The sequence below is a fragment of the Massilia genomosp. 1 genome (assembly GCF_011682185.1).
In the GTDB taxonomy this organism is placed as follows: domain Bacteria; phylum Pseudomonadota; class Gammaproteobacteria; order Burkholderiales; family Burkholderiaceae_D; genus Telluria_A; species Telluria_A rubra.
In genome coordinates this window covers 1-5,949 of the sequence record NZ_WHJF01000185.1, presented here as the reverse complement: position 1 = coordinate 5,949, position 5,949 = coordinate 1, and the positions used below count along the sequence as shown (strand labels likewise).

General features: G+C 60.4%; 4 protein-coding genes and 2 rRNA genes. 4 read left to right on the top strand and 2 right to left on the bottom strand.

All coding sequences use genetic code 11. The features are described from left to right. Positions 1–3: 3 nt before the first annotated feature. Positions 4–116 (top strand): 5S ribosomal RNA (gene rrf / locus F1735_RS32200). Between the two features lie 198 nt (positions 117–314). Continuing rightward, positions 315–427: ribosomal RNA gene (gene rrf, locus F1735_RS32195) — 5S ribosomal RNA — on the top strand. A 187-nt stretch (positions 428–614) separates the two neighbouring features. Here rrf (F1735_RS32195) and F1735_RS32190 read toward each other — a convergent pair. Further along, a complete protein-coding gene (locus tag F1735_RS32190) occupies positions 615–2,003 on the bottom strand; it encodes a DHA2 family efflux MFS transporter permease subunit (RefSeq protein WP_373888619.1) in 1,389 nt (462 codons plus the stop codon). Positions 2,004–2,447: 444 nt separating this feature from the next. Between F1735_RS32190 and F1735_RS32185 the strand changes: the two genes are divergently transcribed. Next, positions 2,448–3,194: an SDR family oxidoreductase gene (locus F1735_RS32185; protein WP_167240917.1), complete on the top strand. Its 747-nt coding sequence runs from the start codon at positions 2,448–2,450 to the stop codon at positions 3,192–3,194. A 97-nt stretch (positions 3,195–3,291) separates the two neighbouring features. Then, entirely contained in the window at positions 3,292–5,712 is a 2,421-nt protein-coding gene (locus F1735_RS32180; RefSeq protein ID WP_229506072.1) for a penicillin acylase family protein, read from the top strand. Between the two features lie 25 nt (positions 5,713–5,737). Here the strand turns inward: F1735_RS32180 and F1735_RS35915 are convergent. After that, positions 5,738–5,949, bottom strand: a 212-nt coding sequence (locus F1735_RS35915) for a hypothetical protein (protein WP_222853145.1), incomplete at its 5' end; no start/stop codon positions are given.

Here is a 5,949-nt window from a genome sequence, read left to right as displayed (position 1 = left end):
ATGCCTGATGACCATAGTAAATCGGTACCACCCCTTCCCATCCCGAACAGGACCGTGAAACGATTTTACGCCGATGATAGTGCTGCAACCAGTGTGAAAGTAGGTCATCGTCAGGCTAGTTATAAGAAGAAAACCCCGGTAAGCCCAAGCGCGCTCAAGATCGCGCTTAGTGCAAACCGGGGTTTTTTTTCGTCCGCGTTTTTGTGATCCGGCTAAAGAAAACGCTACCAATTAATAAGAATACGCCGTAAAATACGCGCTCAGGATTCGAAGTGCTGCTGCCCAGTCGGGAGCAACTACTTGTACAAGTTATGCCTGATGACCATAGTAAATCGGTACCACCCCTTCCCATCCCGAACAGGACCGTGAAACGATTTTACGCCGATGATAGTGCTGCAACCAGTGTGAAAGTAGGTCATCGTCAGGCTAGTTATATGAGAAAGCCCCACCAGCCAACGCGCTCAATCGCGTTTCGTGCAGGTGGGGTTTTTTTTCGTCTGTAAGAGGCGGCTACGCTCTATCGCATCATTGGTTTCCAAAAGAGTTCGGGTGCGATCTCCTTCATGATATGCCCGCCGTCTTTCGAGCCCTTCCCTGCAAGCGAACCACATTTCTTATCGCTGGAGCCTGAGCGCCGTACCGCGGCTGATACTCTCGCCGTCGTCCTGGTGCAAACGCCAGAAGGTCAGCGATGACATCACGGTAATGATCGACAGCGTCGCAAACCCATGATGCAACGCGCTGATGACCATGGTGCGGTCGGTCTGCGGCAGGTCGCCAAGGAACCAGGCAGTGACCAGCGATCCGGCAGCGAGCCCGAAACTCATCGACAACTGCTGGAACGAGCTTGAGATGGTGCTGGCCATGCTCGAATCCTGGTCGTCGACATCGGCATAGGCGAGTGAATTCATGCACGAGAACTGCAGCGAATTAAAAAACCCCTGGGTCAGCCCAAGCATCACTATCAAGACCAGTGGCGTGCCGGCGCCGACAAAAGCGAACAGGCCGATCGTCAAGCCGATGCAGACCGTATTGACCACCAGGATCTGGCGATAGCCGAAGCGATGCAGCAAGCGTTGCGACACCAGTTTCATCGCCATCGCCGCGATCGCCGCCGGCATCATCAGCAAGCCTGATTTCCACGCCGGAAAACCCAACCCGACCTGATAAAGCAGCGGCAACAAAAATGGCATCCCGCCCAATCCCAGCCGCGTCAAAAAGCCACCGACCACGGCAATGCGGAACGTGCGGATGTGAAACAGCGACAAGCGCAGCAGCGGAAACTTCCTGCCGCGCGCATACAGGGCGTACGCGCCCAGCAAGCCGAGCGACGAGGCCAGGATGGCCGCAGCGGTCAAGGGCGCCAATGTATGCTCGCCGAAAATTTCCAGGAACCACGACAGCAAGGCCGTCCCCGAACTGAACAGGATCAGGCCGACCACATCGAGCGGGCGCTGCTGGGCCGCGCGGTAATCGGGCATGTAGCGAAACACCAGGAACAGCGCAACCAGGCCGACCGGCACGTTAATGAAGAAAATGTAGCGCCACGACACCCAATGCACGACCAGCCCACCCACGGTCGGTCCCAGGAGCGGGCCGATCAGCGCCGGGATGATCACGAAGTTCATCGCGCCCAGCAATTCCGATTTGGGAAAGGTGCGGATGATGGCGAGGCGGCCGACCGGCATCATCATGGCGCCGCCCAGGCCTTGCAGCAAACGGGCGGCGATCATCATCGGTGCGTTGACCGCCATGCCGCACAGGACCGAGGCCAGCGTGAAGACCACAATGGCGACCGCGAACACGCGGCGCGTGCCGAAGCGGTCCGCCATCCATCCGCTGACCGGAATGCCCACGGCCAGGCTGAGGATATAACTGGAGACGATCGATTTCAGGCTGAGCGGGGTCACGCCCAGGCTGGCCGCGATGCTCGGCACCGCTGTGTTGACGATGGTCGCATCGAGCTGCTCCATGAACAGCGCGGCGGCGACGACCCACGGCAGGTAGGTCTTGACGGATGCTTGACTCAGAACATCCTCGCATTGCTGTGTAAGGGGTGATTGGACGATCGCGGCTGCGCGCGTCCTTTGCGCCAGCCGACCTTGGTGTTCGCCGTCAAACCCATTCCCATCCCCAGACAATCTTCCGGCAATGCTGCCAGCTTTCTTTTTATCAGTTCCCCGCTGCCGTGAGCTGCGGCCATGCGCACCCGCCGTCGCCGGGGGCCGGGACGATGTGTACCTCGACGAATATTACACCTAACGAAAGCCTCGAATCTTACTTTTTTCACATCAAGGCTGAGCCCGCAAGCGAGCCTCGAATCATTGTCCATCGCACCGCCTTGAACGCCCTCGAGAAATAGGCAATCAAGCGAGAGTCCTTTGTATTTCCGGGCGCGCCCGTGATTTGTAAGATGCATCACCTGTCCGTACTTCAAGGAGAACCGCATGTCCAGCCATCACAATTTGCATCAGAAAGTTGTCCTCATCACCGGCGCCAGCAGCGGCATCGGCGCGGCCACCGCGCGCTTGCTCGGACGCCACGGTTACCGACTCATGCTCGGAGCGCGCCGCGCCGACCGCCTGACCGCGCTGGTTGCCGAGATCCGCAGCGAAGGCGGCGCCGCCGAAAGTTTTGCCATGGATGTGCGCCGCCCGGAAGACGTGCAAGGCTTCGTGGCCTTCGCGCTCGACGTGTACAAGCGGGTCGACGTGTTCGTCAACAACGCCGGCGTCATGCCCTTGTCTCGGCTCGATGCGCTCAAGGTCGATGAATGGAATCACATGATCGATGTGAAAATCCGCGGTGTCCTGCACGGTATCGCCGCCGCCTTGCCCGTGATGCAGGAACAGCGCTCGGGCCAGTTCATCAACCTGTCGTCGATCGGCGGCCATGCCGTCAGTCCCACTGCCGCCGTGTACTGCGCGACCAAGTTCGCGGTGGGGGCGCTGTCGGAAGGCTTGCGCCAGGAAGTGGGCGGCGACATCCGCGTGACCGTCATCTCGCCGGGCGTGACCGAGTCGGAACTGGCGGAAACGATTTCCGACCCGCTGGCGCGCGAGGCCATGCGCGATTTCCGCCGCGTGGCGATCGCCCCGTCGGCCATCGCCAGCGCCATTCGCTTCGCCATCGACCAGCCGGCCGACGTGGACGTGAGCGAAATCATCGTGCGCCCGACCGCCAGCCCTTACTGACGATTTTCTTTTGTTGACTACTCTCAATACGGCCACGGCCGGCATTCGTACGATTGCCTGTCGGTCATCCTGGCCGGCACCGTGAAAGGGAGTCACCATGAGATGCGTGTTCAGGGATGTAGTTCACCACAATCGTCTTGTATTAGCCGCAATGGCGGCGGGCCTGGCCGCGCTTGCCATCGCCGGGTGCGGGCGCAGTGACGAGGCGCCGGGCCTGTCGACGGCGGTGCGTCCGCAGTTCAGCGCCGAGCTGGCGCGCACCTCGCACGGCATCGCCCACATACGGGCGCGCGACTTTCGTGGTATCGGTTACGGCCTCGCTTATGCCTATGCCCAGGATAATGTGTGCATGTTCGCCGATACCATCCTGACGGTGCGCGGCGAGCGCTCGCGGTTTTTCGGCGCGGCCAAGGCGGCAACGCCGGCGGCCAACGGTGAATATGGCGCCAACAGCGATTTCATGAAACTCAATAACGAGGACAGCGACTTCTTCTTCAAGGGCTATCTCGACGTGGAGCAGCTAAAGGCCGGCTATGCCGCCGGCAGCCAGGAAGCGCGCGACGTGTTGACGGGTTACGCGGCCGGCTATAACCGCTATCTCAAGGAATATGCCGGGCGCTATCCTGCCGCGTGCAACAAGGCCCCGTGGGTCAGGCCGATCAGCTATGAGGACATGATGCTGGTATTGGCCGAGAAAGCGCTGCACGCGTCGGGCCAGGTATTCGCGCAAGAGATCGTGGACGCCGCGCGCGAGGGCGGCGTTGCGCTCGTGGACAAGGGAGCGCAGCTGCGGGTCAGCGATACCGGTTTTCTGCAGCGCAGGCTTGACCGTTTGAGCAGGGAGCAATTGGGAAGCAATGGACTGGCGCTCGGCAAGGACACGACGGCGAGCGGGCGTGGCATCCTGCTCGGTAATCCGCATTATCCCTGGACCAGCACTGACCGCTTTTATCAGGCACACCTGACCATTCCCGGGCGCTACGATGCCATGGGCGTCATCCTGGGTGGCATACCGATGATCGTTATCGGCTTTAACAAGGATATAGCGTGGACGCATACCGTCACCCGCGCGGTGCATTTCACGACCTTCAGGCTGGCGCTCGAGACGCGCGATCCGAGCGGCACGACGTATTTGTACGATGGCGTGCCTGCCAAAATGACGTCCAAAATGGTCAGCGTCGACAGCCTGCGGCCGGATGGCAGTATGACCAGGCGCAGCAAGACCTTCTATTTCACCAGGCAAGGCGTGGTGATGGTCAAGCCGGACGCCGGCATTACCTGGTCGGCGCAGGCGGTGCATGTGCTGGGCGACGCCAATCGCCACAATACGCGTTTGATCGAACAATGGATCGGATTGGGCAGTGCTCGCAATGTGAATGAGATGAAGGCGTCGCTCGACAAGATCGTGGGACTGCCCTGGGTGAATACCATGGCCGCCGACCGCGATGGCAATGCCCTGTATGCCGATGCCAGCGTGGTGCCCAAGGTCGGCGCCGACAAATTCGCGCCGGATTGCCTTGTGCTGCCGCAGCTGTTGATGTTCGACGGCTCGCGCAGCGCGTGCGCGTGGGGAAGCGACGCGCACGCGCCGGCGGGCGTCCATTCGCCTGTCGATGCGCCGTGGATGATGCGCAGCGATTATGTCGGCAATTCGAATGACAGTTACTGGCTGTCGAATCCGCGCGCCTTATTGACAGGGCCGGCGCCGTTCGGCTATTCGCCACTGTACGGGGCGACCGGGGTACACCAGATGCTGCGCACGCGGATCGGATTCAGGCAGCTCGAGGATGCCCTGGCCAATAAACCGCGCCTGTACATGAGCGACGTGCAGGAGCTGGCCTTTGCCAATCGCGTGTATGCGGCCGAATTGATGCTCCCGGAATTTCTGCCCCTGTGCGGCGCGTCCGCCGATGCGCTGTTAGCGCAGGCGTGCCGGGTATTGGGCGCATGGGACAGGCACGCCAATCTCGATAGTCGCGGCGCAGTGCTGTTTCGCGAGTTCTGGAACCGGGCATCGACTATTGCGGACAAATGGGCTGTCGCGCTGGACGCGGCCGATCCCGTGAATACGCCGCGCGGCTTGGCTCCGGCCGCAGGGCCGGCCATGCTGTCGGCGTTAAAGGACGCGGCGCGGCAGCTGCAGGCGCTGAATATACCGCTCGATTGCCGCCTGGGTGACTACCAGAGCGATACGCGCAATGGCGTGCGGGTGGCGCTGCACGGAGCGATTGGCGATATCGATGGCTCCTACAACTCGATTCATATGGAGACAGCGCTGCAGGCAGACGGGTATCACCAGATTGCATGGGGAACAAGCTATGTGCAGACGGTGACGTTTGACGAAGTGGGGCCGGTCGCGCAGGCGATGCTGCTGTATGGGCAGTCGGTCGATCCGGTGTCGCCCTACCATGTCGACCAGTTGTCCCTGTATTCGCAGAAGAGCTGGCCGCTGCTGCCGTTTACCCAGCACAGCATCCGCGACGACCCACGTTATTCAGTGACCACATTATCGGAATAGGCCTTGCCACTACGGGGAGGCTTTGCTATAGTTCGCCTCCCCGCTGAAGCGCTAGCGAAATCAAGTAGTTGCAGGACAGTTCAGGGGCGTTTCGAAAGAAGCGAAGTAGCAAAAAGAGGTTGACGAGAAACGCGAAACGCTGCATAATCTCACCTCTCTGCTGCAACGAACACAACGCTTCGTACCATGCGGCAAGATAGAAATACCGAATACGTTCTTTAACAATTAACAGTCGAT